25 protein-coding genes and 1 tRNA gene are annotated in these 21713 nt (G+C 72.9%); 6 read left to right on the forward strand and 20 right to left on the reverse strand.

Annotated elements, in window-relative coordinates:
- Positions 1 to 234 precede the first annotated feature (234 nt).
- A tRNA-Leu gene (locus tag AB0B76_RS13895) sits at positions 235 to 315 on the reverse strand.
- Between the two features lie 76 nt (positions 316 to 391).
- On the opposite strand from AB0B76_RS13895, the gene AB0B76_RS13900 reads away from it, so the two are divergent.
- Positions 392 to 907 (forward strand): hypothetical protein, encoded by a 516-nt coding sequence (locus tag AB0B76_RS13900; protein ID WP_360374431.1) that lies wholly within the window; start codon positions 392 to 394, stop codon positions 905 to 907.
- Positions 908 to 1267: 360 nt separating this feature from the next.
- On the opposite strand, the gene AB0B76_RS13905 is transcribed toward AB0B76_RS13900, so the two are convergent.
- From AB0B76_RS13905 to AB0B76_RS13950, 10 genes are all read right to left on the reverse strand, one after another.
- Complete coding sequence (locus AB0B76_RS13905; protein ID WP_360374433.1) at positions 1268 to 2635, reverse strand: NAD(P)/FAD-dependent oxidoreductase; 1368 nt, start codon at positions 2633 to 2635, stop codon at positions 1268 to 1270.
- Positions 2636 to 2749: 114 nt separating this feature from the next.
- Positions 2750 to 3325 (reverse strand): hypothetical protein, encoded by a 576-nt coding sequence (locus AB0B76_RS13910; protein ID WP_360374435.1) that lies wholly within the window; start codon positions 3323 to 3325, stop codon positions 2750 to 2752.
- Entirely contained in the window at positions 3325 to 4653 is a 1329-nt protein-coding gene (locus AB0B76_RS13915) for a DUF58 domain-containing protein (protein ID WP_360374437.1), read from the reverse strand. The genes AB0B76_RS13910 and AB0B76_RS13915 overlap by 1 nt, the downstream gene beginning before the upstream one ends.
- Positions 4646 to 5635 carry a MoxR family ATPase gene (locus AB0B76_RS13920; protein WP_360374439.1) on the reverse strand — a complete coding sequence of 330 codons (990 nt, stop codon included), beginning with the start codon at positions 5633 to 5635 and terminating at the stop codon, positions 4646 to 4648. Before AB0B76_RS13920 ends, AB0B76_RS13915 begins: the two co-directional genes overlap by 8 nt.
- On the reverse strand, positions 5632 to 6294 hold the full coding sequence (locus AB0B76_RS13925) for a hypothetical protein (RefSeq protein WP_360374441.1): 663 nt from the start codon (positions 6292 to 6294) through the stop codon (positions 5632 to 5634). Before AB0B76_RS13925 ends, AB0B76_RS13920 begins: the two co-directional genes overlap by 4 nt.
- The gene (locus tag AB0B76_RS13930; RefSeq protein ID WP_360374443.1) at positions 6284 to 7024 is read right to left on the reverse strand and encodes a DUF4129 domain-containing protein; all 741 of its coding nucleotides are present in this window, start codon (positions 7022 to 7024) and stop codon (positions 6284 to 6286) included. Before AB0B76_RS13930 ends, AB0B76_RS13925 begins: the two co-directional genes overlap by 11 nt.
- Before the next feature lie 15 nt (positions 7025 to 7039).
- Positions 7040 to 7735, reverse strand: a complete 696-nt coding sequence (locus AB0B76_RS13935) for a uracil-DNA glycosylase (protein WP_360374445.1) — start codon at positions 7733 to 7735, stop codon at positions 7040 to 7042.
- Between the two features lie 10 nt (positions 7736 to 7745).
- Positions 7746 to 8642: a hypothetical protein gene (locus AB0B76_RS13940; RefSeq protein WP_360374447.1), complete on the reverse strand. Its 897-nt coding sequence runs from the start codon at positions 8640 to 8642 to the stop codon at positions 7746 to 7748.
- 29 nt (positions 8643 to 8671) lie between these two features.
- The gene (locus AB0B76_RS13945; protein WP_360374449.1) at positions 8672 to 8995 is read right to left on the reverse strand and encodes a PadR family transcriptional regulator; all 324 of its coding nucleotides are present in this window, start codon (positions 8993 to 8995) and stop codon (positions 8672 to 8674) included.
- Between the two features lie 110 nt (positions 8996 to 9105).
- Positions 9106 to 9834 carry a hypothetical protein gene (locus AB0B76_RS13950; RefSeq protein ID WP_360374451.1) on the reverse strand — a complete coding sequence of 243 codons (729 nt, stop codon included), beginning with the start codon at positions 9832 to 9834 and terminating at the stop codon, positions 9106 to 9108.
- Positions 9835 to 9990: 156 nt separating this feature from the next.
- Here AB0B76_RS13950 and AB0B76_RS13955 point away from each other — a divergent pair, with 156 nt between their 5' ends.
- Complete coding sequence (locus AB0B76_RS13955; protein ID WP_360374453.1) at positions 9991 to 10413, forward strand: hypothetical protein; 423 nt, start codon at positions 9991 to 9993, stop codon at positions 10411 to 10413.
- A gap of 61 nt (positions 10414 to 10474) precedes the next feature.
- Here the strand turns inward: AB0B76_RS13955 and AB0B76_RS13960 are convergent, their stop codons facing one another.
- Both AB0B76_RS13960 and AB0B76_RS13965 read right to left on the reverse strand, forming a co-directional pair.
- Positions 10475 to 11371, reverse strand: coding sequence for a Ppx/GppA phosphatase family protein (locus AB0B76_RS13960; RefSeq protein ID WP_360374888.1), 897 nt, complete (start codon positions 11369 to 11371; stop codon positions 10475 to 10477).
- An 18-nt stretch (positions 11372 to 11389) separates the two neighbouring features.
- On the reverse strand, positions 11390 to 11893 hold the full coding sequence (locus AB0B76_RS13965; RefSeq protein WP_360374455.1) for an amino-acid N-acetyltransferase: 504 nt from the start codon (positions 11891 to 11893) through the stop codon (positions 11390 to 11392).
- A gap of 53 nt (positions 11894 to 11946) precedes the next feature.
- On the opposite strand from AB0B76_RS13965, the gene AB0B76_RS13970 reads away from it, so the two are divergent.
- The gene (locus AB0B76_RS13970) at positions 11947 to 12405 is read left to right on the forward strand and encodes a cellulose binding domain-containing protein (RefSeq protein WP_360374457.1); all 459 of its coding nucleotides are present in this window, start codon (positions 11947 to 11949) and stop codon (positions 12403 to 12405) included.
- Positions 12406 to 12481: 76 nt separating this feature from the next.
- A complete protein-coding gene (locus AB0B76_RS13975; RefSeq protein WP_360374459.1) occupies positions 12482 to 13432 on the forward strand; it encodes an aminoglycoside phosphotransferase family protein in 951 nt (316 codons plus the stop codon).
- On the opposite strand, the gene AB0B76_RS13980 is transcribed toward AB0B76_RS13975, so the two are convergent.
- The 5 genes from AB0B76_RS13980 to AB0B76_RS14000 form a co-directional block, all read right to left on the reverse strand.
- Positions 13409 to 13924, reverse strand: coding sequence for a DUF501 domain-containing protein (locus tag AB0B76_RS13980; protein WP_360374461.1), 516 nt, complete (start codon positions 13922 to 13924; stop codon positions 13409 to 13411). The genes AB0B76_RS13975 and AB0B76_RS13980 overlap by 24 nt on opposite strands.
- Positions 13921 to 14448, reverse strand: coding sequence for a septum formation initiator family protein (locus AB0B76_RS13985; protein ID WP_360374463.1), 528 nt, complete (start codon positions 14446 to 14448; stop codon positions 13921 to 13923). Before AB0B76_RS13985 ends, AB0B76_RS13980 begins: the two co-directional genes overlap by 4 nt.
- Before the next feature lie 157 nt (positions 14449 to 14605).
- Complete coding sequence (eno, locus tag AB0B76_RS13990) at positions 14606 to 15883, reverse strand: phosphopyruvate hydratase (RefSeq protein ID WP_360374465.1); 1278 nt, start codon at positions 15881 to 15883, stop codon at positions 14606 to 14608.
- A 215-nt stretch (positions 15884 to 16098) separates the two neighbouring features.
- Positions 16099 to 17712 (reverse strand): DUF885 domain-containing protein, encoded by a 1614-nt coding sequence (locus tag AB0B76_RS13995; RefSeq protein ID WP_360374467.1) that lies wholly within the window; start codon positions 17710 to 17712, stop codon positions 16099 to 16101.
- A 33-nt stretch (positions 17713 to 17745) separates the two neighbouring features.
- A complete protein-coding gene (locus AB0B76_RS14000) occupies positions 17746 to 19134 on the reverse strand; it encodes a PLP-dependent aminotransferase family protein (RefSeq protein ID WP_360374469.1) in 1389 nt (462 codons plus the stop codon).
- Between the two features lie 114 nt (positions 19135 to 19248).
- Here AB0B76_RS14000 and AB0B76_RS14005 point away from each other — a divergent pair, with 114 nt between their 5' ends.
- Entirely contained in the window at positions 19249 to 20229 is a 981-nt protein-coding gene (locus AB0B76_RS14005; RefSeq protein ID WP_360374471.1) for a DMT family transporter, read from the forward strand.
- Positions 20115 to 20903, forward strand: a complete 789-nt coding sequence (locus tag AB0B76_RS14010) for a patatin-like phospholipase family protein (RefSeq protein WP_360374473.1) — start codon at positions 20115 to 20117, stop codon at positions 20901 to 20903. The genes AB0B76_RS14005 and AB0B76_RS14010 overlap by 115 nt, the downstream gene beginning before the upstream one ends.
- Here the strand turns inward: AB0B76_RS14010 and AB0B76_RS14015 are convergent.
- Positions 20873 to 21313 carry a class I SAM-dependent methyltransferase gene (locus tag AB0B76_RS14015; protein WP_360374475.1) on the reverse strand — a complete coding sequence of 147 codons (441 nt, stop codon included), beginning with the start codon at positions 21311 to 21313 and terminating at the stop codon, positions 20873 to 20875. The genes AB0B76_RS14010 and AB0B76_RS14015 overlap by 31 nt on opposite strands.
- A gap of 18 nt (positions 21314 to 21331) precedes the next feature.
- On the reverse strand, positions 21332 to 21586 hold the full coding sequence (locus tag AB0B76_RS14020) for a hypothetical protein (protein ID WP_360374477.1): 255 nt from the start codon (positions 21584 to 21586) through the stop codon (positions 21332 to 21334).
- Between the last annotated feature and the right edge of the window lie 127 nt (positions 21587 to 21713).

Raw genomic sequence — 21713 nt, forward strand, 5'->3', positions numbered from 1 at the left:
AGGGTACCGCGAACGCGCGCGATGGAAACGCCCACCGTACAGTGCCGCGTTACCGTGCCAGAAAGCGTGCTTTAGGCGATTCGTTAAAAGCGGTAACTTGGTGTGGTTTGTGAGGGCCGCACACGGAACGAATCCGCTCCATTACCGAAAACGGCGACCAACGTGTGGGAGGGGTTTGGGTGGAGCGGAGCTCCCCCAATGGGGAGCGACCGAAGGAAGCGCGAAATACAGCTGTGCCCGGGGCGGGGTTCGAACCCGCACGCCTCGCGGCAGCCGCTTTTAAGGCGGCCGTGTCTGCCGTTCCACCACCCGGGCGATGAACGCGATCTCACGGTAGCCCGTCCGATGAACTGCCAACACCGACAACGGGTTGGCGGTTACTGTCGACCGGGTGACCATCGCCCCACAGACCGACGAGGCGGGCACTGCTCCGGTTGACTATGCAACACCGGCCGCGCAGCCATTGCGCATTCGTCGTCCATGGATTAGCGATGCCGTCGCTTGTCTCTTCATGGTGCTCGCCGCGGCCCTCGTCACCAAGGGATTCTGGGCCGATCCGGCGGGCCGTGCGCTCGGCCTGAACGCCAATGACCAGGCGCTCGACGAGTGGTTCCTCGCGTACGCCACCCGGGCCTATCGCGGCGACTTCCATCTCGTGACCGGAGCGCTGAACGCCCCCGACGGCATCAACGTCCTCGGCAACGCCTCGCTCGTCGGGCTCGGCGTGCTCCTCGCCCCGCTGACCCTCGCGTTCGGCGCGCCGGTCACGTTCGCGGTGGCGACCGCGGGCAACCTCGCGGCCAACGGCGCGCCGGGTGGTACGTCCTCTTCGCCCGCACCGCGGGCCTGCACCGCCTGGCCGCGCTCATCGGCGGCGCCTTCTGCGGCTTCGCGCCGGGCACGGTGAGCCAGTCCAACGGGCACCTGCGCATGACGGCCGCATGGCCGGTGCCGCCGATCGCGTGGTGCGTGTTCGAGCTGGCGTCGCTGGCGCTGCTCGCCTTCCCGACCTGGACCCAGTTCCAGGGCGCGCAGAGCGCGCCGGCACGGTGTTCCGGTGCCGCTGCCGGACTGGCACGATCCGCAGGCGATGCGCTGGGCCGCGGCGACCGACGTGACCTTCGCCACGCCGCAGGGCTGGTTCATCGGGCCGTACGGCGACGGCGGCCGCTCGGCCAGCCGGCGCCGGGGCGCTCAGGGGCACCCTCGACGCCCTGCTGGGCCCGGGCGAACGCGTCGAAGACGTGTGGGTCCGGCGGGCCCGGGGCTAGGCGGCCTTCTGCCCGGGCGCGGCGGACGACCGGACCGGGAGCGGGATCGGCACCGCCACCTCGGTGAACGCCTCGCGCGGCTCGTGCAGCGAGCCCAGCGCCACGACCTCGCGGCGCAGGACGAGCTGCAGGGTCCAGTCGACCAGCACCCGGATCTTGCGGTTCAGGGTGGGGATGCGGCTGAGGTGGTACGTCCGGTGCATGAACCACGCCGGAACGCCCCGGACCTTGATGCCGTACACCCGCGCGGCCCCCTTGTAGAGCCCGAGCCCGGCCACCGAGCCCACGTGCTTGTGCCGGTAGTCGACGGGCACGCGGCCCCGCACCACGGCCGCGATGTTGTCGGCGAGGCGGGAGGCCTGCCGCACGGCGTGCTGGGCGCTGGGCGAGCACAGGGCGTTCGGGTCCTCGGCGGTGAGGTCCGGCACCGCGGCGCAGTCGCCGGCGCTCCACGCGCCCTCGACCACGTTGCCGTCGGCGTCCACGACCTGCAGCGTCGGCTTGCAGGTGATCGCCCCGCGCGGGCTCTTCGGCAGGTCGGTGTCCTCGAGCATCGGGTGCGGCTTGACGCCCGCGGTCCACACGATCGTGTCGGCCTCGAAGGCATCGCCGTCGGAGAGCTTCACGAGGCCGTCGACGCACGACTCGAGCCGCGTGCCGAGGCGGATGTCGATGCCACGCCGCGTCAGCTGTACCGCGGTGTAGGCCCCCATCTCCGGACCGACCTCGGGCAGGATGCGGTTGGCCGCCTCCACGAGCATGAAGCGGACGTCGTCGCGCGGGATCTCGGGGTAGTACCGCAGCGCGCCGCGGACCATGTCCTCCATCTCGGCCAGCGCCTCGACGCCCGCGTAGCCGCCGCCGACGAAGACGAACGCGAGCGCGCGCCGCCGGGTGGCCTCGTCGTCGGTGGTCGCCGCGACGTCGAGCCGGTCGAGCACGCTGTTGCGCAGGAACACGGCCTCGCCGATGGTCTTGAAGCCGACCGCCTGCTCGCGCAGGCCGGGGATCGGCAGGGTGCGCGACACCGAGCCGGGCGCGACGACGATGTGGTCGTAGGGCACCTCGCGCGCCGGGCCGATGATCGGCTGGACGATCGCCACCTTCCGCGCGTGCTCGATGCTCGTCACCGTGCCGGAGAGCACGTGACAGCGCTTGAGCTCGCGGCGCAGCGGGACGACGCTGTGGCGGGGCGAGATGTTGCCGGCCGCCGACTCCGGCAGGAACGGCTGGTACGTCATGTGGGGCTGGGGGTCGACCACGGTGACCTCAGCCTCGTGCAGGTTGAGCTTCTTGGACAGGCGCAGGGCGGCGTAGAGCCCGACGTGCCCGGCACCGACGATCAGGATTCGCTTGGCAGCCACGTCCTCAACGCTAGGCACGGGAGGGGGCCGGCTTCGGCCTGGAGCCGGACAATGTAATGACCGTTACCAGCGGTGTAACGGCGGCCACAGCGTGCACGCGGCCATCGTCGCAGGTCAGTTCGAGGCGCGCCGGGCCACGAGATAGGCGAGCGCGCCGGCCGCGAGCACGCCCACGAGCGATGCGACGAGGAACACAGGGCCGAGCGTGACCTTGACCAGCAGCAGCATCGCCACGCTGACGACCGCGCTCACGGCCACGATGGCGCCGGCCCGCAGCAGCCAGCCGCTGAGCACGCCCGGCGAGACGATGGCGTCGTAGGGCAGCACCGCGGCCAGGGCGGCCAGGGAGTGCATGAGGTACAGCGCCGTCGACAGCCCGATGAGCCGGGGCACGGAGACGCTCTCGCCGTACACCAGCGTCCCCAGCACCCAGCCGAAGGCGCACGCGAAGACCGCGAGCCCGACCAGGCGCGAGCGCGGGAACACCGCCGGCAGCAGCGCCACGATGCCGGCCAGCACGATCGCCGCGAAGTTGCGCATGACCTCGGGCGGGAAGGCCAGCACCAGGCTCAGGGCGGCGAAGACCGTGACGGCGCCGCGGACCAGCAGCGGCGCGGCCGCGGCCCGCTCGGCCTTGTCGCGCATCCGGCCGATGCGATCGGAGAAGTAGCCCGCCAGCTCGTCCAGCATTACGTCGTCACCGTCCGCCCGACCGCCACCCGGGCCACGCCCTGGAGGACCTCGTCGAGGCTGCCCGCCCCGCCCCATGCGACGACCGGCACGCCGTGCTCGCGCAGCTGGCCGATGATCGCCTCGCGCTCCAGGCGCCACATGCGCCACGCCACGTCGCCCCAGCGGCCCGTCGCGCGCACCCGCAGCACCGGGTCGGCCAGGGTGTCCACGGCGACCACGAACCGCCCGGCGCGGGCCAGGTTGGCCAGCATGGCCGCGCTGCGCACGTCGAGCAGCGGGGTGAGCACCATCACCAGCGCGTTGCCCTGAATCATGTGCGGCCCGAACGACGACGGCGGCGGCTCGTCGGCCTCCTCGCCGGCGGCGACGTCGAGCAGGAACTCCAGCGCGGTCATGTAGTGCCGCCGGCCGCTGGCGGCGCGCAGGTGGCGGACCGTGCCGCCGTACTGCAGCAGCGCCACCCGGTCGCCCCGGTGCAGGTAGTGCTCGGCGATGCCGGCCGCGGCACGCACGGTGATGTCGAGCACCGAGGCCCGCCCGTCGATCCCGCCGGAGCGCCCGGCCTCGTGCAGCGCGTCGAGCAGCACGACGACCTCGGCGTCGCGGTCGGAGAGGGTGCTCACGACGTGGATCTCGCCGGTGCGCAGCGACACCCGCCAGTCGATGCGGCGCAGGCGGTCGCCGGGGCCGAAGCGGCGCACGCCCGCGAGCTCGCCGCCCTCGCCGGTGCGCCGGGAGCGGTGGCCGCCGACGTGCCCGGCCGCGCGGGGCATCGCCTCGGCCGCGTCGAAGTGCTCGGTCGCCGGGTACGCCTTCAGCGGCAGCGGCGGGGTCTGCACGGCGCGGCCGACGAGCAGGCCGTCGGAGGCGATGGCGTGCGCGGTCACCGGGCCGAGCGGGTGGCGGCCCCAGCGCAGGATGCGCCCCTCCAGCTCGACGCCGGAGATGGTGCCGCCGTCGACGTTCACCGCGTACGGGCGGTCGGTGTGCTTGAGGCGGACCCAGCGGGGCACGACCGAGCGGACCACGACCAGGTCGAAGCCGGCCGGGTTGGGGTTGCCGACGTTGATCGTGACGCCGAGGTCGGCCCCCTCGACCAGGAACGGCTCGGCCGCGATGGCCTCGACGGTGGGCCCCCGGCGCGGCCGGCGCACCAGCGACACCGCGGTGCCGATGGCGAACGGCACGGCGATGACCACGAGGTCGAAGCGGCCGGTGAGCACGGCGATCAGCACGAGCACGCCGGCGACGAGCACGGCCCGGCCGAGGGCGCGGGTCGGCTCGAACGCCCGCGCGTGCGACCGGGGTACCCCCTGGTCAGCCACGCCTTCCGCCGTAGGTCGGCAGCGCCCCGCTCGCCGGGGCCGGCGTCTGGGCCAGCACCTCGGTGACCACGGAGCGCGGGTCGATGCGCTTGAGCCACATCTCCGGCCGCAGCGAGATGCGGTGGGCCAGGGCCGGGATGGCCACCGCCTTGACGTCCTCGGGCACCACGTAGTCGCGCCCGCTCAGCGCCGCGGAGGCGCGCGAGAGCAGCAGCAGGGCCAGGGAGCCACGGGGGGAGGCGCCGACGAGCACGTGCGGGTGGACGCGGGTGGCGGCGGTCAAGGCGACGATGTACCGCCCGATCGAGTCCTCCAGCATGACGTCCTCGAGCGCGTTCTGCATGGCCAGCAGCGTCTCGGAGTCGACCACCGGCTCGAGGACGGCCTCCTCCTTGCGCCGCGACATCCGCCGCCGCAGCACGTCCCACTCCTCGTCGGCCTCCGGGTAGCCGAACGACACCCGCAGCAGGAACCGGTCGAGCTGGGCCTCGGGCAGCGGGTAGGTGCCCTCGTACTCGATCGGGTTGGCCGTGGCGAGCACGTGGAACGGCGCGTCGAGGCGGTAGGTCGCGCCCTCGACCGAGACCTGCCGCTCCTGCATCGCCTCCAGCAGCGCCGACTGCGTCTTCGGCGGCGTGCGGTTGATCTCGTCGGCGAGCAGCAGGTTGGTGAAGACCGGGCCGGCGCGGAACGAGAACTCGTGGTTGCGCTGGTCGTAGAGGAACGAGCCGGTCACGTCGGCGGGCAGCAGGTCGGGGGTGAACTGCAGGCGGCGGAAGCCGATGCCGAGCGCCTGGGCGAACGAGCGCGCGGTAAGCGTCTTGCCCAGGCCCGGCAGGTCTTCGAGCAGCACGTGGCCGCCGGCGAGGATCCCGGCGAGGACCAGCTCCAGCGAGTCGCGCTTGCCGACGACCACCGTGCCGACCTGGTCCAGGACCACCTTGGCGATCCGGCCCACCTCGGCCGGTGCGAGCGTCTTCATAGCGCCTCCACCTTTGCAACGATCGATGCTATGTCCTGCGGGCTGGGCACGCGGGACGGCGTGTAGTGCAACAGCTGCCAGAGGTCCTCGCCGACGAGCCGGCGCGCCTGTTCGGGATTGCCGGCCAGGGTAATGCCGTGGCGCTGGCGCAGCCGGGCGTCGACCAGGTCCGTGAAGCGGGGCACGACGACGGCCGCGAAGCGGTTCGGGTCGCGCTCGCCCCACACGAAGCGGTCGTCCCACTTGGCCACGGCCACCAGGATGCCGTCGCCGGTCGGGATCGAGTCGCGCAGCTCGCGGCGGCCCGGGGGCCGGTCGGGGCGGGCGTTCTCGTCGGGCCGGGCGACCGGCTCGAGGCCGGCGCCGGTGACGGTGGCGGGCAGGTCGTCGGCGTGCACCTGCTGCAGCATCTCGCGCATCACCTGGATGGCCACGATGGTGAGCAGGACGAGGGGGTACGACACCTCGTAGCCGACGAAGTACAGGATCCCGAAACCGACCGTGGTCAGCGCGAACGCCACGAAGAGCCGGCGCACCCACCAGCGCCAGTCGAACGGGCGCGACGGCGGCCGGCCCGGGCGCGGCGGCTGCTCGCGGCGCGGGACCGCGGGGCCGCCGTCGAACAGCTCGTCGAGGCCGACCATCTCCTCACGGGGCACCGGTGGCACCCCCCGCCGCGGACCGGCTCGCGCCGATCCCGGACAGCTCGGCGCGGATCTGGCGCAGGGCGGTGATCGCGTCCTGGCGGTTGCGCTCGCCGACGGGGTGGGTGGCGTAGCGGGCCTCGCGGTACACCTCGGCAAAGCCCTCCAGCGTCGGGCGGCTCACCTGGTGGGCGGACAGCAGGCGGGTGACGAGCTCGGTCGGGCTGTCGCCGACCAGGCGCGGGGTGCCGGCGGCCGCCGCGGCGCGCTCCAGGCGCACCCAGCAGGCGATGACGGCCCGGCGCGGGTCGGTGTCGGTGTCGCTGAGCTCGACCAGCCCGGCCTCGACGGCCGCCATGACCTCGTCGGCGGCGGCCTGGGCCATCGGGCGCGGCGCCTCGGGCTCGACGAAGACCCGCGGCTTGGGCCGGGCGGCGCGGTTGCTCATCAGGTAGTACAGCAGGCTGCCGACGAGCACGAGGACGAGCAGTCCGCACAGCAGCATCGCGCCCGTGAGAAGCCAGTCCGGGATCTCGAACTCGTCGCCGCGGTTGCCGTCGGCCCCGGGCACCGGCGGCTCCTCCTGCTGCGGGGCGAGCGCGCTGGGCGTCGGCGCGTCCGCCGCGGGCGTCGGCACCGGCACGTTGGTGATCTCGGGCGAGGACATGGACGCGGCCAGGCCCCCGATGAGCAGGACGGCGATGACGCCCAGCACCGGCAACCAGCGGCTGAAGGTGCGGTCCATGGCATCCCGTCGGTCTTATATTGGCGCCCCGGCGAGCTGCTTCGCCCGGGCGAGAACCTCGTCAAGCATTCCTGGCGTGAGCCGACCGGTAAAGGTGTTCTGCTGGCTCACGTGGTAACAACCGAGCAACGCGGGGGCGCGTTCGGCCTGCCACAGGGTGCCGTGGCCGAACGGTACCTTCCGTGCCGGTGCTACACCGTAGACCGCTCGCAGCGCCGGCCAGAAGGCGGCCCACGCGAACGCGCCCAGCGCGATGACCACGCGCAGGTCAGGCGCGATCTCGCGCAGCTCGCGGTGCAGGAAAGGGGCGCAGGTGTCGCGCTCCTGCGGGGTCGGCTTGTTGTCCGGCGGTGCGCAGCGCACGGCGGAGAAGATCCGGGTGCCGATCAGCGTGAGCCCGTCGTCACGCGACGTGCTGGTGGGCTGGTTGGCCAGGCCCGCGCGGTGCATCGCCGCGAAGAGCACGTCGCCGGAACGGTCGCCGGTGAACATCCGGCCGGTGCGGTTGCCCCCGTGGGCGGCCGGGGCGAGCCCGAGGATGGCGATGGGCGCCCGGTGCGGGCCGAAGCCGGGCACCGGGCGCCCCCAGTACTCCTCGTCGCGGAACGCCGCCCGCTTGGTGACGGCGACCTCCTCCCGCCACGCGACAAGCCGCGGGCAGCGGCGGCAGTCGGAGATCTCCCGGTCGAGCTCGTCCAGCGCGTCTACCACCAGTCGAACGTTAGCGGGACGGCGAGGGGCTCGCCGACGGGCTCGCGCTCGCAGACCCCGACGGGGCGGTGCTCGGCGACGGGGACGAACTCGGCGACGGGGCGGCGCGGCCGATCGGGCACAGCGGGTAGGTGGGCGTGGACCCCGGCTCCGGGCCCTGGCCGTCGTGGCAGCGCCAGGCGTCGCCCAGCGAGATCGGGTTGCCGTCCTGGTCGTACAGCGTGACGTGCTGGAGCGGGCGCCCCTCCTCGTCGACGGGGTAGACGTCCACGACGCCGCCGTACGGGTTGTAGGACTCCGGGGTGTACGTGTGGTTCATCCCGAGCCGGTCCAGGTTCGCCGCGACGACCAGCAGGCCGATGATCGCCACGGCGTTGACCCCGACGGCGACGAGGCGGTGCATGTGCGGGCGGCCGGTGGTCCCGATGCGCACCGAGACGACCGCGGCCGCGGCCATGAGCACCAGGCCGATCGGTTCGACGAGGCGGTCGGCCGGGAGGATGTCCAGCGCGAAGACCAGCACCACGACGGCGACGCCGCGCGCGACCCACCAGGCCGGGCGGAGCAGGCGCAGGAAGTCGCTGGTGCGCTCGTAGCCGATGATCCGGCCGGACCGCTCGTCGAGCGTGCGCAGCCGGGACCGCAGCTGGTCCAGGTCGATGCCGGCCCGGACCGTCCGGCTACCGGACTCGACCCCGGCCGCGGCGCGCAGCTCGGCGGCGTAGGCCGCGGGCGGGCCGAGCCGGTCGACAAGCGAGCCGCCCTGCTCCTCGAGGACCTCGGCGAAGTGCGCGGGCAGGTCCTCCATGAGGTCGTCGCGCACCTCCGGGGGCAGGTCGGCGAGCGCGGCCGCGACCCGCTCCAGGTAGTAGTCGATCTCCAGGCTGCTTCCACTGGGCGCGTTCATGCCGCCCCCTCCGCTTCGCTCCGTACCGCTCATGCCCTCTCCCCGATGAGCCGTTCCATGGTCTGTGCGAAGCCGTGCCAGACCTTGCCGGACTGGGCGAGCTGGGCGTGGCCGGCGGCGTTGAGTGCGTAGTACTTGCGGTGCGGCCCGGACTCGCTCGGCACCACGTAGGTGGTAAGCGTGCCGGCCTGGAAGAGGCGGCGGAGGGTGCCGTAGACGGAGGCATCGCCGACGTCGTCGAGGCCGGCCGCGCGGAGCCGGCGCAGGATGTCGTACCCGTAGCCGTCCTCGTCCCGCAGCACGGCGAGAACGGCCAGGTCGAGCACCCCCTTGAGCAGCTGGGTGGTGTCCACGGCAAGCAGAGTAGTACGCAATGCACAGTAGTATCAAGAACGCAGCACCGCGGGCACGCAAAAGGCGGCCCGCCCGGAGCGGACCGCCTCGCGAGGACTGCGGTCGTGCGTTACTTGGAGTCGTCGAGGCAGAGGGCGTCGCCACTGCTCACGTCGGTACCCTGCCACAGCACGTACTTCGCGTCGGAGAACGCGTCGCAGACGGTGGCCTCGTCCTTCAGCGCCTCGGTCTGGGACACGCCGTTCTTGATGCCCACGACCTTGTACTTCGCGGTCGAGTCGTCGCACTTGACGATCTTCACGCTGACGTTCTTCGACGTGTTGTCGCTGATCGAGTCGCCGGCGAGGCAGTCGCCCACCTTGGCGTTCGACGCGTCGGAGTTCACACTGTCGACGATGTTGTTCCAGGTGCTGCGGGCGAAGAGGAAGATGCCGCCGCAGCAGACGAGCGCGAGCACCAGGACCACACCGAGGATGATCAGAATGATCTTGCCGGCGCTGCTCTTCTTCGGGGGCGGCGGGGCGCCGTAGGGGGCGCCACCGGGCGCGGCCGGGGCACCATAGGCCGGCTGCTGGTCGTACGGGGAGCCGGACGCCGGGGGCTGGCCGTACGACTGGTCGTACGGAGCGCCGGACGAGGGCTGGCCGTAGGGCGAGCCGGACGACGGCTGCTGACCGTAAGGCGAGCCGGCCGGGGGCTGCTGGCCGTAGGGGCCGCCGGGCGGCTGCTGGCCGTAGGGCGCGCCGGACGACTGCCCGTACGGCGGCTGCTGGTCACCGCCGTAACCCCCGCCACCGGGTGGCGGGTAGCTGCCGGGCGGCGGGTACTGATCAGACATGCGTTTCCTTCCGGGGTATGCCGCAAAGATCACCCTAACGGGCAAAAAGACGGTTGAGCTTGGAAAACCGGCCTCTGACCCACTGGAGACGGCTCACGATAGCGTTTGAGCACCAATGCGCGCACTACCGAGCGTGCTCGTATTACGGTGTCCGCCGTGACCGATCTGTTGAAACGGCTCGCCGCGGCGCCCGGGGTTTACCGCGGACGCGGTGACGGACTGGAGTCCGGACCCTTCGTCGCCCGGATCAAGGTGACCTCGGTGGTACGGGGCAACGCCATAACACTTGACTACGAGGCGGTCAGCGACAGCAAGGGACTGCAGCACGTCGAGCACACGATCCTCACCGCGAGCGAGGCCGGCCGGCTGGAACTGCACGTCACCTGCCTGGAGCTGCCTGGCGTGACCCGGTTCGTGCAGAGCGAGCCGGGCGTGTTCAACGCCTACGAGGGCGCCCTCCTCGCGAAGATCATCATGACGATGCCCAGCGACGGCGTCCTCACGTACGGCTGGTGGTGGTCCCGCGACGACGCGGAGCCCCGCGAGCAGTCGAGGGCCGAGGTCCGCCGGACCGGGTGACGCTGCGTGCAGGGCTGCTGAGCTGCGCTGACACAAATCCGACACGCAAAATCTGAGTAACTTACGCGAGCGACAGGGCGATTCCGTCGAGAATGTCCGACTCGGAGGCGATCACCGCGTCGAATCCGGCCCGCTCGACGATCACCCGCAGGATGAGCGCCCCCGCGCCGATCACGTCGGCGCGGCCGGGGTGCATGACCGGGTGCTCGAGGCGCTGGGCGGCGCTGCGGCCCAGCAGGTCCGCGGTCACCTTGGCCACGTCGGCGGCCGCGATCCGCGCGCGGTGAATGCGCCGGGGGTCGTACTCCGGCAGCTCCAGCGCCAGCGCGGCCACCGTCGTCACCGAGCCGGCCAGCCCGACCAGCGTGCGCGCCCGGGAGCCGTCGACCGCGGCCAGGGCCCGGTCCACGGCCGCCGCGATGTCCTCCTCGGCCGCCGCGACCTGCTCCGGGGTCGGCGGGTCGGCGCGCAGGTGGCGCTCGGTCATCCGCACGCAGCCGATGTCGACGCTGATGGCCGCGTCCACGTCCCGGTCCCCCACCACGAACTCGGTGGAGCCGCCGCCGATGTCGACCACCAGGAACGGGGTCTCGGCGGTGAGCCCGCGCACGGCGCCGGTGAACGACAGCCGGGCCTCCTCGTCGCCGGCGATGACCTCGGGGGCGAAGCCGAGCGTGTCGAGCACCATGGCGCGGAAGTCGGCGGCGTTCCCGGCGTCGCGGGAGGCGCTGGTGGCCACCATGCGGGCCGCGTCGACGCCGGCCGCGGCGATGTCCGCGGCGTAGTCGACGAGCGCGAGCCGGGTCCGCTCGATCGCCGCCGGGGACAGCCGGCCCGTCCGGTCCACGCCCTCGCCGAGGCGGACGATCCGCATCTGCCGCGACACGTCGCGCAGATCGGAGCCGACCTCCGCGATCAGCAGTCGCACGGAGTTGGTACCGCAGTCGATGGCCGCCACTCGCTTCACGTGTGAAGCCTACAAATGCAGCAGCATCCGGTGGTTGCCCAGGGTGTTCGGCTTGACCCGCTCCAGGTCGAGGAACTCCGCGACGCCTTCGTCGTAGGAGCGCAGGAGCTCCTCGTAGATCTGGTGGGTGACCGGGGTGCCGTCGATCGGCGCGAAGCCGAACGAGGCGAAGAAGCGGGTCTCGAAGGTCAGCACGAACACCCGGCGCACGCCGATCTCGCGGGCCGCCTGCAGCAGCTCGGCGACGATCCGGTGGCCGATCTTGTGCCCGCGCAGGAGCGGGTCGACCGCGACCGTGCGGACCTCGGCGAGGTCCTCCCACATCACGTGCAGCGCGCCGCAGCCGACGATCGCGCCGTCGCTCGTGCGCTCGGCCACCCAGAACTCGGGCACGGCCTCGTACAGCGCGACGATGGGCTTGGAGAGCAGCCGCCGGTCCGCGACGTACATCGCGACCAGGCGCCGAATCCCCCGCACGTCGGCGGTTCGTGCCCGCCGGACGGTTACCTCCATGCCGCAAGGGTAGTGGCGCGCGGATGTGGCACCTGACACGCGATCGAGTGCTGATGGTCACGACGGCACTGATGACGGTGGTGGCCGGCACCATGACGGTCCTGTACGTGACCAAGGACGGGCCCGCACAGCGGCCCATGGCACCGGTGGCGCGCACGAGCGGCGCCCCGCACCAGAGCCCGAGCGTTCACGGTACCGCCGCGCCCGGAACGATCAAGGCGGCCTATGCGGTGCGGAGCAAGTGGAAGGACGGCTTCAACGCGGAGGTCACCGTGACCAACATCAGCAGCCAGCCGCTCATGGGCTGGATCGTCCAGCTCGAGCTGCCCAAGGACGTCGACGTCACCTCGACGTGGGGCGCCACCGCCGAGCAGCTGCCCGGGCGGCTCGTGCTGCGCTCCCAGGCCTACAACACCTACCTGGAGGCCGGCGGGGCGATCCGGATGGGGTTCGAGGCGAAAGGGCCGGCCGGACCACCGAAGAGCTGCTCCGTCAATGGGGCACCCTGCTAACGTCAAAAATCCGACTGTTTGGATGTGAACGGACTCCGGTTCTGCCCCGGGGTGAAGTCTGACGTACCGTCTTGGGGTGCTGACCCCACCGGCCGGGCTCCCCGAGGAAACGCTCGGCGAGGTGCTCCTGCGAAAGTGGGGTATTCCGGTCAAGTCGCTCGCCTATCGGCCCGTCGGCTTCGGCAGCCACCACTGGGAGCTCATCGACACCGCGGGCGCGCGCTGGTTCGTGACCGTCGACGAGCCGGCCGACGCGACGCGGCTCGACGCCTCCCTGCGGGTCGCCGCAGACCTGCACGCCACCGGGCACTCCTTCGTGGTCGCCCCGGTCCCGGCGCTGAACGGCGCCGTGAGCGAGCACCAGGGGCCCTTCACGATCGCCGTGTACCCGTTCGTCGAGGGCGCCAGCTTCGAGTGGAACGCGTTCACCGGCCCCACGCACCGCCAGGCCACCCTGGACATGATCATCCGGCTGCACACGGCCCCGCCGATCGCGCGCCGGCACGCCCGGGTCGACGACTTCGCGGTGCCACACCGCGACGAGGTCGAGACCGCGCTGCGCGGCCCCGGGGAGGACTCCGCCTGCGGCCCCTACGCCGTGCCCGCCGCCGACCTGCTCGAGGAGCACCGCCGCCCCCTGGAGCGGGTGCTGGCCCGCTACGACGAGCTCGTGCTGCAGAGCCGGGCCGAGCCGGTGCGGGCGGTGCTCACCCACGGCGAGCCGCACTCGGGCAACACCATGCGTACCCCGACCGGGTGGCGGCTCATCGACTGGGACACGGTGCTCGTCTCCCCGCCGGAGCGGGACCTGTGGCTGATCGAGCCGGGCGACGGGTCGATCTTCGCGGCCTACGCCGAGGCCACCGGCGTCCTGGTCCGGCCGTCCACGATCATGCTGTTCCAGCTGCGGTGGGCGCTGTCGGACATCGCGGTCGAGGTGCGCCGTTTCCGCCGGCCGCACACGGGCACGCAGGACGACGCCGAGGGCTACGAGATCCTGCGCTCAGTCGTCACCAGCATCGAGTGACACACACGGGCCCTGGGCCCACCACTCGCCGGCCTTCCGCAGCGTCTCGTCGCCGAACGGGTTGACGCCGGGCCCGACCGCCAGGGCGTGGCCGAGGTGGACGTGCAGGCACTTCACGCGGGTGGGCATGCCGCCCGCGGAGACGCCGTCGATCTCCTCGACGTGCCCGACGGTCTCGCGGCGGCGCAGGTAGTCCTCGTGGGCGCGCTGGTACTGCGCGGCGAGCTCGGGGTCCGCGGCGAGGCGGGCGCCCATCTCGCGCATCAGGCCCGACGACTCGAGCCGGCTGCACTCGTGCACCGCGCGGGGGCAGGTCAGGTAGAACAGCGTCGGGAAGGGCGTGCCGTCGGGCAGCCGCGGGGTGGTCTCGACGACGTCGGGCAGCCCGCACGGGCAGCGGTGGGCGACGGCTCGCGTGCCGCGGGGCGTGCGGCCGAGCTGCGCCGCGACCACCGCGAGGTCCTCGTCGGTGGCCTTCTCATAGTCACTCACTGCTTGTCCGCCGCCTCGACGCTCGACCAGAGCTTGCCGTACCAGGGCCGGGGCGGCTTGGGCGCGCCGGGCCGCTCGGCGGGGTCGGTCTGCTGGTTGTTGGCCGGGTCGACCACCACGTACGGCTTCTCGCCGGGCAGCACCATGTGCAGCCGCTGGCGGGCCTGGGAGATCACGTACTCGGGGTCGTCCCACTTCTTCGCGCGCGCCTGCATCTCGGCGACCTTGGCGGTCTGCCGCTGCTGGCTCTGCTCCATCGCCTCGATCTCGGCCTGCTGGGCCAGGTACACCCGCACCGGGTACGCGTAGGCGAGCAGCAGCACGAGGAGCACCAGGCTGAGCACGACGGCGCGGCTGGTGAACCGGCGCGGCTGGGGGGCCCGGGTGCGCAGCGCGGCGCCGCCGGTGGCCACGGCCCGGCGCGCGACCATGGGGCGGGAGGGCGCCCGCCCGGCCCGCTGCGCGTTGGTCCGGTTCGGGCTGCGTGGAGTCGAACGCCCGCCGGGCCTGGTGCGCTGCTGCATTCCACCCCCTGTGTTTCGCGGTCGCTTCGCTCCCTCCCCGGTGGAGGGCTCCGCCCACCCATACCCCCTGCCACACTTCGGTCGCCGTTGCGGGCAGGGAGCCGGGTTCGTCGTGGGCGCGGCCTTCGCAGACCGCACCCACGCACTCAAGAAATGTTCAACGGTAGCGCGGGAAGGCGCCACGGCCGGCGTAGCGCGCCGCGTCGTCGAGCTCGTCCTCGATGCGCAGCAGCTGGTTGTACTTCGCGACCCGCTCGGAGCGGGCCGGCGCGCCGGTCTTGATCTGGCCGCTGCCCACGGCGACGGCGAGGTCGGCGATGGTGGTGTCCTCGGTCTCGCCCGAGCGGTGGCTCATCATCGTGCGGAAGCCCGCGCGGTGCGCGAGGTCCACGGCGTCGAGCGTCTCGGTGAGCGAGCCGATCTGGTTGACCTTGACCAGGACCGCGTTGGCCGTGTCGGTGGCGATGCCCCGGGCGATGCGCTGCGGGTTGGTGACGAACAGGTCGTCGCCGACGATCTGGATGCGCGAGCCGAGCGCGTCGGTCATCGCCTTCCAGCCGTCCCAGTCCTCCTCCGACAGCGGGTCCTCGATGGACACGATCGGGTAGGCGTCGACGAGCTGCGTGTAGTACGCGATCATCTCGGCGGACGACTTGCTGGCGCCCTCGAAGCCGTACGCGCCGTCCTTGAAGAACTCGGTCGCGGCCACGTCGAGCGCGAGCACGATGTCGCTGCCCAGCGAGTAGCCGGCCTTCTCGACGGCCTCGGCGATCAGGTCGAGCGCGGCCGCGTTGGTCGGCAGGTTCGGCGCGAAGCCGCCCTCGTCGCCGAGGCCGGTCGACAGGCCCTTCTTCTTCAACACCGACTTGAGCGTGTGGTAGACCTCGGCGCCGGTGCGCAGGGCCTCGCGGAAGGTCGGGGCGCCGATCGGCGCGATCATGAACTCCTGCACGTCGACGTTGGAGTCGGCGTGGGAGCCACCGTTGAGGATGTTCATCATCGGCACCGGCAGCAGGTGCGCGTTCGGGCCGCCGAGGTACTTGAACAGGCTCAGGCCGGCCGAGTCGGCCGCGGCCTTGGCCACGGCGAGCGAGACGCCGAGGATGGCGTTGGCGCCCAGCTCGGACTTCTCCGGCGTGCCGTCGAGGTCGAGCATCGCCTGGTCGACGAGGCGCTGCTCGGTGGCGTCGAAGCCGCGCACGGCCTCGGCGATGCGCTCGTTGACGTTCTCGACCGCCTTCTCGACGCCCTTGCCGAGGTAGCGCTTGCTGTCGCCGTCGCGCAGCTCGTTGGCCTCGAACGCGCCGGTGGAGGCGCCCGAGGGGACCGCCGCCCGGGCCAGGGTGCCGTCGTCGAGGACGACCTCGACCTCGACCGTCGGGTTGCCCCGCGAGTCGAGGATCTCCCGCGCGCCGATTGCTTCGATAGTGGCCACTGTCGTGTCACTCCTTGCCGAAAAAGATTGGTCGGCCGCCACGGTGCGGCCCTTGTAGTATCCCGCGCTCCCTTCGGTCGCTTCCCATTGGGGGAGCTCCGCTCCACCCAAACCCCCTCCCACAGGTTGGTCACCGTCCGTGGGGAAGGGGCCGGGAGCGTTGTGCGCACGGCCTCCACCGACCGCACCTCAGCGCTCCGGGCCTACCGGGGCCGTCAGAGATCCAGGAGCGTGCGCAGGTGGCGCGGGGGCGGGGAGCCGTGGGCGAGCATCCGGTCGTGCCAGTCGCGGAGGGTGACGTTCGCCGGGCGTTCATCCGCGATCTGCCGGATCTCGGTGTAGCCCACGAAGTAGGTCGACAGCTGCGTCGAGCTCAGCAGGGCGCGCCGCCACTTGCCGGCCGCCTCGCCCTCCTCCTGGAAGCCGCGCTCCATCATGAGGTCCATCGCCTCGGCCTCGGTCATGCCGTCGCAGTGCACGCGCTGGTCGATTATCGCGTTGATGCTCATCCGCAGCTGCATCTTCAGCTGCTGCAGGCGCACCGCCGGGCCGCCGAAGCCGCGGTCGGCCATGAACTCCTCGGCGTAGACGGCCCAGCCCTCGACGAACGGGCCGCTCCAGCCGATGGCCCGCGCGCGGGTCCGGCCCCGGAAGCGGCGGGCGTGGGCCAGCTGCAGGAAGTGGCCCGGCGTCGCCTCGTGGACGGTCAGGTCGCGCAGCATGTGGCTGTTGTACTCGCGGTAGAACGACGCTACCCGCTCGTCGGACCAGTCCGCGGGCGTCGGGGAGATGCAGAAGAACGTCGGCAGCTCCGCGGGCTCCAGCAGGCCCGGCGGGTCGCAGTAGGCCACGGCCACCCCGCGGGCGAACTCGGGCATCTCCATGATCACCAGCGGGTCGTCGATCAGGGTGACCAGGTCGTGGTCGCGCACGAAGGCGGTCGCCTCGTCCAGGGACACCTTGGCCAGCTCGACGATGGTGTCGTTGTCGGGCCCGTCGGCGGCGGCCCGGCCCAGGGCCTCGCGCACGGTGCCGGGGCCCGGCGCGCCGCCGGTCAGCTCGGCCGCCACCGCCGAGAGCTCCGCGCTCACCCGGTCGAGGTTGGCCTCGGCCCGCTCAAGCACCGTCCGGGCGCCCAGCTCGGTGTCCAGCGTGTGCCAGAGGCGCGCCTCCCACAGCCGCCGGCCCTGGCGCGGGTCGCGGTCGGAAGAGTCCAGGCGCCCGCGCAGCCACTCGGCGAACGCGTCGAGCTCGGCCGCGGCCCGCTCCTGGGACGGCGCGATCACCGCGGCCAGGCCCGGCTCCTCCTTGAGCAGCTCGCCGAGCTCCTCGCGCACCAGCCGGGCCGTGCCCGCGAACTGCCCGATCGCGGTCTCGACGTGCACGCGGGGCGAGTCGCCGAGCACCTCGCGGGCGGTCGCCAGGGCGTCGGGGACCGCGCTCAGCCGGGCGGCGATGGACATCAGCCGCTCCTCGGCCGGGGCGAAGGGCCGCGAGATCAGGCCGTGCAGCAGGCCGCCGGGGTTGTGCACGAGCGGGTTCCACTCGTGCTCGCGGATCTCGGTGCGCTCGAACAGCATCCGCTCCACCCGGGCCAGCAGCACCGCGTGGTCGACCTGGTCCTGCCCGTCGAGCTCGTCGACGTCGATCTGGCTCAGCGCGGCGGAGGCGTCGCGCAGCATGTCGACGTCGCCGGCCACCCCCTCGGCGGAGTAGTCGGGCAGCCGGTCGTCGAAGCGGTGATCCCCGGCGCCGGCGGCCAGCGCGGGCGCACACTCGAGCAACGCGTCGGCGATGTGCTCGGCGAGTGGAACAAAGTGCTGGGACATGCCCCGACCGTATCGGGTCGACCCCGCGGACGCTCACACCAGCGTGGCGAGTTTCCGGACCGCGGCCGCCAGCTCGTGCGGCGTGTGCGCGGCGTAGCCCAGCACCAGCCCGCACGGGCCGCTCTTGCGCATGCGCAGCGTCGACAGCGCCAGCGGGCCCAGGCCGGCGTCGGCCGCGCGCTCCGCGAGGGCCAGGTCGTCCACGCCGGGCGGGAGCTCGATGACCAGGTGCAGGCCGGCCGCGATGCCGCCGATCCGCGCGCGGGGCAGGTGGCGGCGCACCGCGGCGACCACCGCGTCGCGGCGCTCGCGGTGCAGGCGGCGGGCGCGGCGCAGGTGCCGGTCGTACGCCCCGCCGGCCAGGAACTCGGCGAAGGCGAGCTGCTGCAGGGCGGGCCCGCCGTTGTCGGCGTCGTGCTTGGCCGCACACAGCTCGGGCAGCCACTCCGGCGGCGCAGCCAGCCAGCCCAGCCGCAGCCCGGGCGCGAGGACCTTGCTCACCGAGCCGACCAGCGCCACCCGGTCGGGCGCGAGGCCCTGCAGGCAGGCCACGGGCTCGCGATCGTAGCGGTACTCCGCGTCGTAGTCGTCCTCCACCACCAGCCCGTCCACGCGCCGCGCCCAGGCGACCACCTCGGCCCGCCGCCCGGGCGCGAGCACCACGCCGGTCGGGAACTGGTGCGCCGGGGTCAGCACCACCGCGCGGACGCGGGTGCGGGCCAGGGCGGCGACGTCGAGGCCGTCGGCATCGACGGGCACCGCCACCACGTCGAGGCCGAGCCGGCTCAGGTGCTCGCGCAGCGCGGCCGGGCCCGGGTCCTCCAGCGCGATACGGCGGGCGCCCCGGGCGAGCAGCACCCGGGCCAGCAGCGCCAGGCCCTGGGTGACGCCGGCGGTGACGATCAGCCCGTCGGCCGGTACCAGCGCCGCGCGGACGCGCCCGAGGTACCCCGCGAGCTCGGCCCGCAGCCGCGGCACGCCGGTCGCGTCGCCGTAGTCGAAGTCCGCGTCGAGCGCGCTGGTGAGGGCCGTCTCGTAGGCCCGCCGCCAGGCCGTGCGCGGGAAGGCGCCGAGGTCCGGCACGCCCGGGCGCAGCGGGGCGACCGCGGTCCGCCGTTCCAGGACGTCGGCGCGGCGGCGGGGCACGGCCGCGACCACCTCGGCCACCACGGTGCCGGAGCCGCGCCGGCTGACCAGGCGGCCCTCGGCCGCGAGCTGCTCGTAGGCGCCGACCACCAGGCCGCGCGAGACGCCCAGGTCGGCGGCGAGGTCGCGGGTCGAGGGCAGCCGCGTCCCAGGGGCGAGGCGGCCGCGCGTGATCGCCTCCCGCAGCGCGCCGACGAGCTGTTCACCGACCCGCGGCCGGGTGCGGTCGAGCTCGACCAGCGCCTCCCAGACAGACAAATCGATCAGCACCTCCACCCGAAAACCGCGTCCGACCGGCCCAAAAGCACCGGATCGGCGGAAAGTGGCCCTGCTAAACCGTCTCTCGGTGGCACTGTAGCGGGTACCACTCGCGCTCGTAAGTTCATGCGCATGACTCGGCGCCACTCCGCCTACTGCGTGCTGACCTGCGCGATTCTCGGCGGCTCGTTCGTCGTGAGCCGCTCGATCGTCGGCTATCCGATCCTCACCGGCCAGGCTCTCCGTTACGCGCTGGCCGCGCTCGCCCTGTTCGCACTGGTCCGGCGCGCGAGGGAACGGATTCACCCGACCGGGCGAGAGCTCGTCCGGCTCGCGCTGGTCGCGGCGACCGGGCTGGTCGCGTTCAACATCCTGCTGCTGTACGCGCTGCGGCACGCCGACCCGGCCGTCATCGCCACCATCGTCGGCGTCAGCCCGCTGCTGCTGGCCCTGTTGGGCCCGCTGCAGGAGGGCCGCCGCCCCGCCCCGCGCCTGCTCGGGGCCGCGGCCCTGGTCGTCGGCGGCGCGGCGCTGGTCTCCGGCTTCGGCGCGCACGACGCCGCCGGGCTCGTCGCCGCGGCCGGCGTACTCGGCTGCGAGGCGGCCTTCTCGCTGCTGGCCGCGCCGCTGCTGCCCCGGCTGGGGCCCGTGCGCGTCTCGGCCTGGAGCACGGCTCTGGCGGTACCACTGCTGCTGTTGCTGTTGCCCTTCGCCGGCGAGCGGCCGCGCCTTCCCGACCCGTCGGAGGCGGCCGCGCTGGCGTTCCTCGGGCTGGTGCTGACCGTTGTCGCGTTCGTGTGCTGGTACACCGGCGTCGCCGGGCTCGGCGTCGACCGCGCGGGCGTCTTCGTCGGCCTCGTGCCGGTGTTCGCCCTGCTCACCACGGCCGTGGTCGACCGCGCGCTCCCGAGCCTGCCGAAGGTCATCGGCGTGCTGCTGGTGGGGCTCGGCCTCCTGGCGGCGTCCCTGCGTTCAGCGCCGCGTGTTAAGCAAGATGGATGGAACGCACCGCGCTCGTCCTCGGCGGCGGCGGCATCACCGGCGTCGCCTGGCAACTCGGCATCCTCGTCGGCCTGCACGACCGGGGCATCGACCTCGGCCGCGCCGACCTGATCCTCGGCACCTCCGCCGGTGCCATGACCGGGGCCCTCGTCGCCGCGTTCGGCGACCCGCGCACCGCCGCGGCGATCGAGGCCCCGCTCGGCCCCGGCGACCCGCCGATCGTCGCCGACTGGAACCGCGGCGCCGTCGCGTTCCAGCTGCTGCAGGACGCCTCGCTGGAGCCGGCCGAGATGCGCCGGCGGATCGGCGCGATCGCGCTGGAAGCCGAGGTCGGGCCGCCCGGCCCGTGGCTGGCCGCATTCGGGCGGCGGCTGCCGATCGAGCAGTGGCCCGACCGGCTCACCGTCACCGCGGTGGACGCCGCCACCGGAGAGCCCGTCGCCTGGGATGCCGATTCGGGTGTACCGCTGGTGCCCGCCGTGGCCGCCAGCTGCGCGGTACCGTGCATCTTCCCGCCCGTCCCCGTCGACGGCTCGCGCTTCATGGACGGCGGCGTGCGCTCGCGGACCAACGCCGACCTGGCCGCCGGCTACGACCGGGTCTACGTGCTCGCGCCCCGCATGCCGCTGCTGCAGCGCGAGGCGCTCGACCCGGCGTTCACGCTCATCGAGCCCGACGACGCGGCGACGGACGCGATCGGCGGCAACGTCTTCGACGCCGGGCGCTGGATCCCCGTGCTGGCCGCGGCCGAGCGTCAGGGCCGTGAGGCGGTCATCGGCCTGTAGTACGCGTCTCGAAGTAGAGCACCGCGCGGATCTGCGGGTTCACCTTGAACGTGGCCGAGGCGGCCTGCAGCCACGCGGCCCGCTGGGCGCTGCCCCAGCTGCGGGCGATGCCGAACTCGCCGATCATCACCGGCTTGCAGGATCCGGGCGGCGAACGCGATCGCCCGGTCCCGCACGTCCTTCGGGGCGTTGAGCAGCAGCCGGAACACGGTCACGAGCGCCGGTCCGTCCACAGTGGCCGGCTCCGGCACCGGCCCGTCCTCCGAGACCTGGTGCAGCTTCGCGTAGACGCCCGCCTCCCGGGCCTTGGCGAGCATCTGCTCCGAGGAGTCGTACCCGTGCGCGGCCCGCACCACGCCGTGCAACAGCTTGATGGCCCGCCCGGTGCCGCAGGCGAAGTCGTGCTGCACCGGCCCGCTGCCGCCCGCTCACCGCCGTCGCGTACGTCTCCGGCGCGTACACCACACCTCGACGCGCACCCGGGCGGCGAGCGTGTCGGGCGGGGTGGTGGAGCGCACGAGGGCCGCGGCGTCGGTGGCGACCGTGGTGCTGGCGACGAGCTGGGCCTCGTTGTCGAGGTTGATGTCGCCCTTGGTGCGCCCGCTTGTCGAGTTCGCGTCCTGCCCGTTGCCGATCGGCGAGACGAGCACTGACGTGGCCGACTCGAACACCTTGGTCTGCATCGATGTGAACTGCGCATCGCACCGGCCAGCCCGACCAGGACGAACACCAGCGCCAGCCACCAATGGCGTCGGGCCATGCCGAGCAGATCGACGCCGGAGGGGTCGGTTGCGGCTTCGGCGGAGTGCA

This window comes from Dactylosporangium sp. NPDC049140 (assembly GCF_040648435.1).

What these genes read in the sequence shown, in the direction of transcription:
- AB0B76_RS13910 (WP_360374435.1), bottom strand. Translation starts at nt 3,325, where the DNA reads ATGCTGGACGAGCTGGCGGGCTACTTCTCCGATCGCATCGGCCGGATG.
- AB0B76_RS13920 (WP_360374439.1), bottom strand. Translation starts at nt 5,635, where the DNA reads ATGAAGACGCTCGCACCGGCCGAGGTGGGCCGGATCGCCAAGGTGGTC.
- AB0B76_RS13930 (WP_360374443.1), bottom strand. Translation starts at nt 7,024, where the DNA reads ATGGACCGCACCTTCAGCCGCTGGTTGCCGGTGCTGGGCGTCATCGCC.
- AB0B76_RS13940 (WP_360374447.1), bottom strand. Translation starts at nt 8,642, where the DNA reads ATGAACGCGCCCAGTGGAAGCAGCCTGGAGATCGACTACTACCTGGAG.
- AB0B76_RS13950 (WP_360374451.1), bottom strand. Translation starts at nt 9,834, where the DNA reads ATGTCTGATCAGTACCCGCCGCCCGGCAGCTACCCGCCACCCGGTGGC.
- AB0B76_RS13965 (WP_360374455.1), bottom strand. Translation starts at nt 11,893, where the DNA reads ATGGAGGTAACCGTCCGGCGGGCACGAACCGCCGACGTGCGGGGGATT.
- AB0B76_RS13970 (WP_360374457.1), top strand. Translation starts at nt 11,947, where the DNA reads ATGGTCACGACGGCACTGATGACGGTGGTGGCCGGCACCATGACGGTC.
- AB0B76_RS13985 (WP_360374463.1), bottom strand. Translation starts at nt 14,448, where the DNA reads ATGCAGCAGCGCACCAGGCCCGGCGGGCGTTCGACTCCACGCAGCCCG.
- AB0B76_RS13995 (WP_360374467.1), bottom strand. Translation starts at nt 17,712, where the DNA reads ATGTCCCAGCACTTTGTTCCACTCGCCGAGCACATCGCCGACGCGTTG.
- AB0B76_RS14005 (WP_360374471.1), top strand. Translation starts at nt 19,249, where the DNA reads ATGACTCGGCGCCACTCCGCCTACTGCGTGCTGACCTGCGCGATTCTC.
- AB0B76_RS14010 (WP_360374473.1), top strand. Translation starts at nt 20,115, where the DNA reads ATGGAACGCACCGCGCTCGTCCTCGGCGGCGGCGGCATCACCGGCGTC.
- AB0B76_RS14020 (WP_360374477.1), bottom strand. Translation starts at nt 21,586, where the DNA reads ATGCAGACCAAGGTGTTCGAGTCGGCCACGTCAGTGCTCGTCTCGCCG.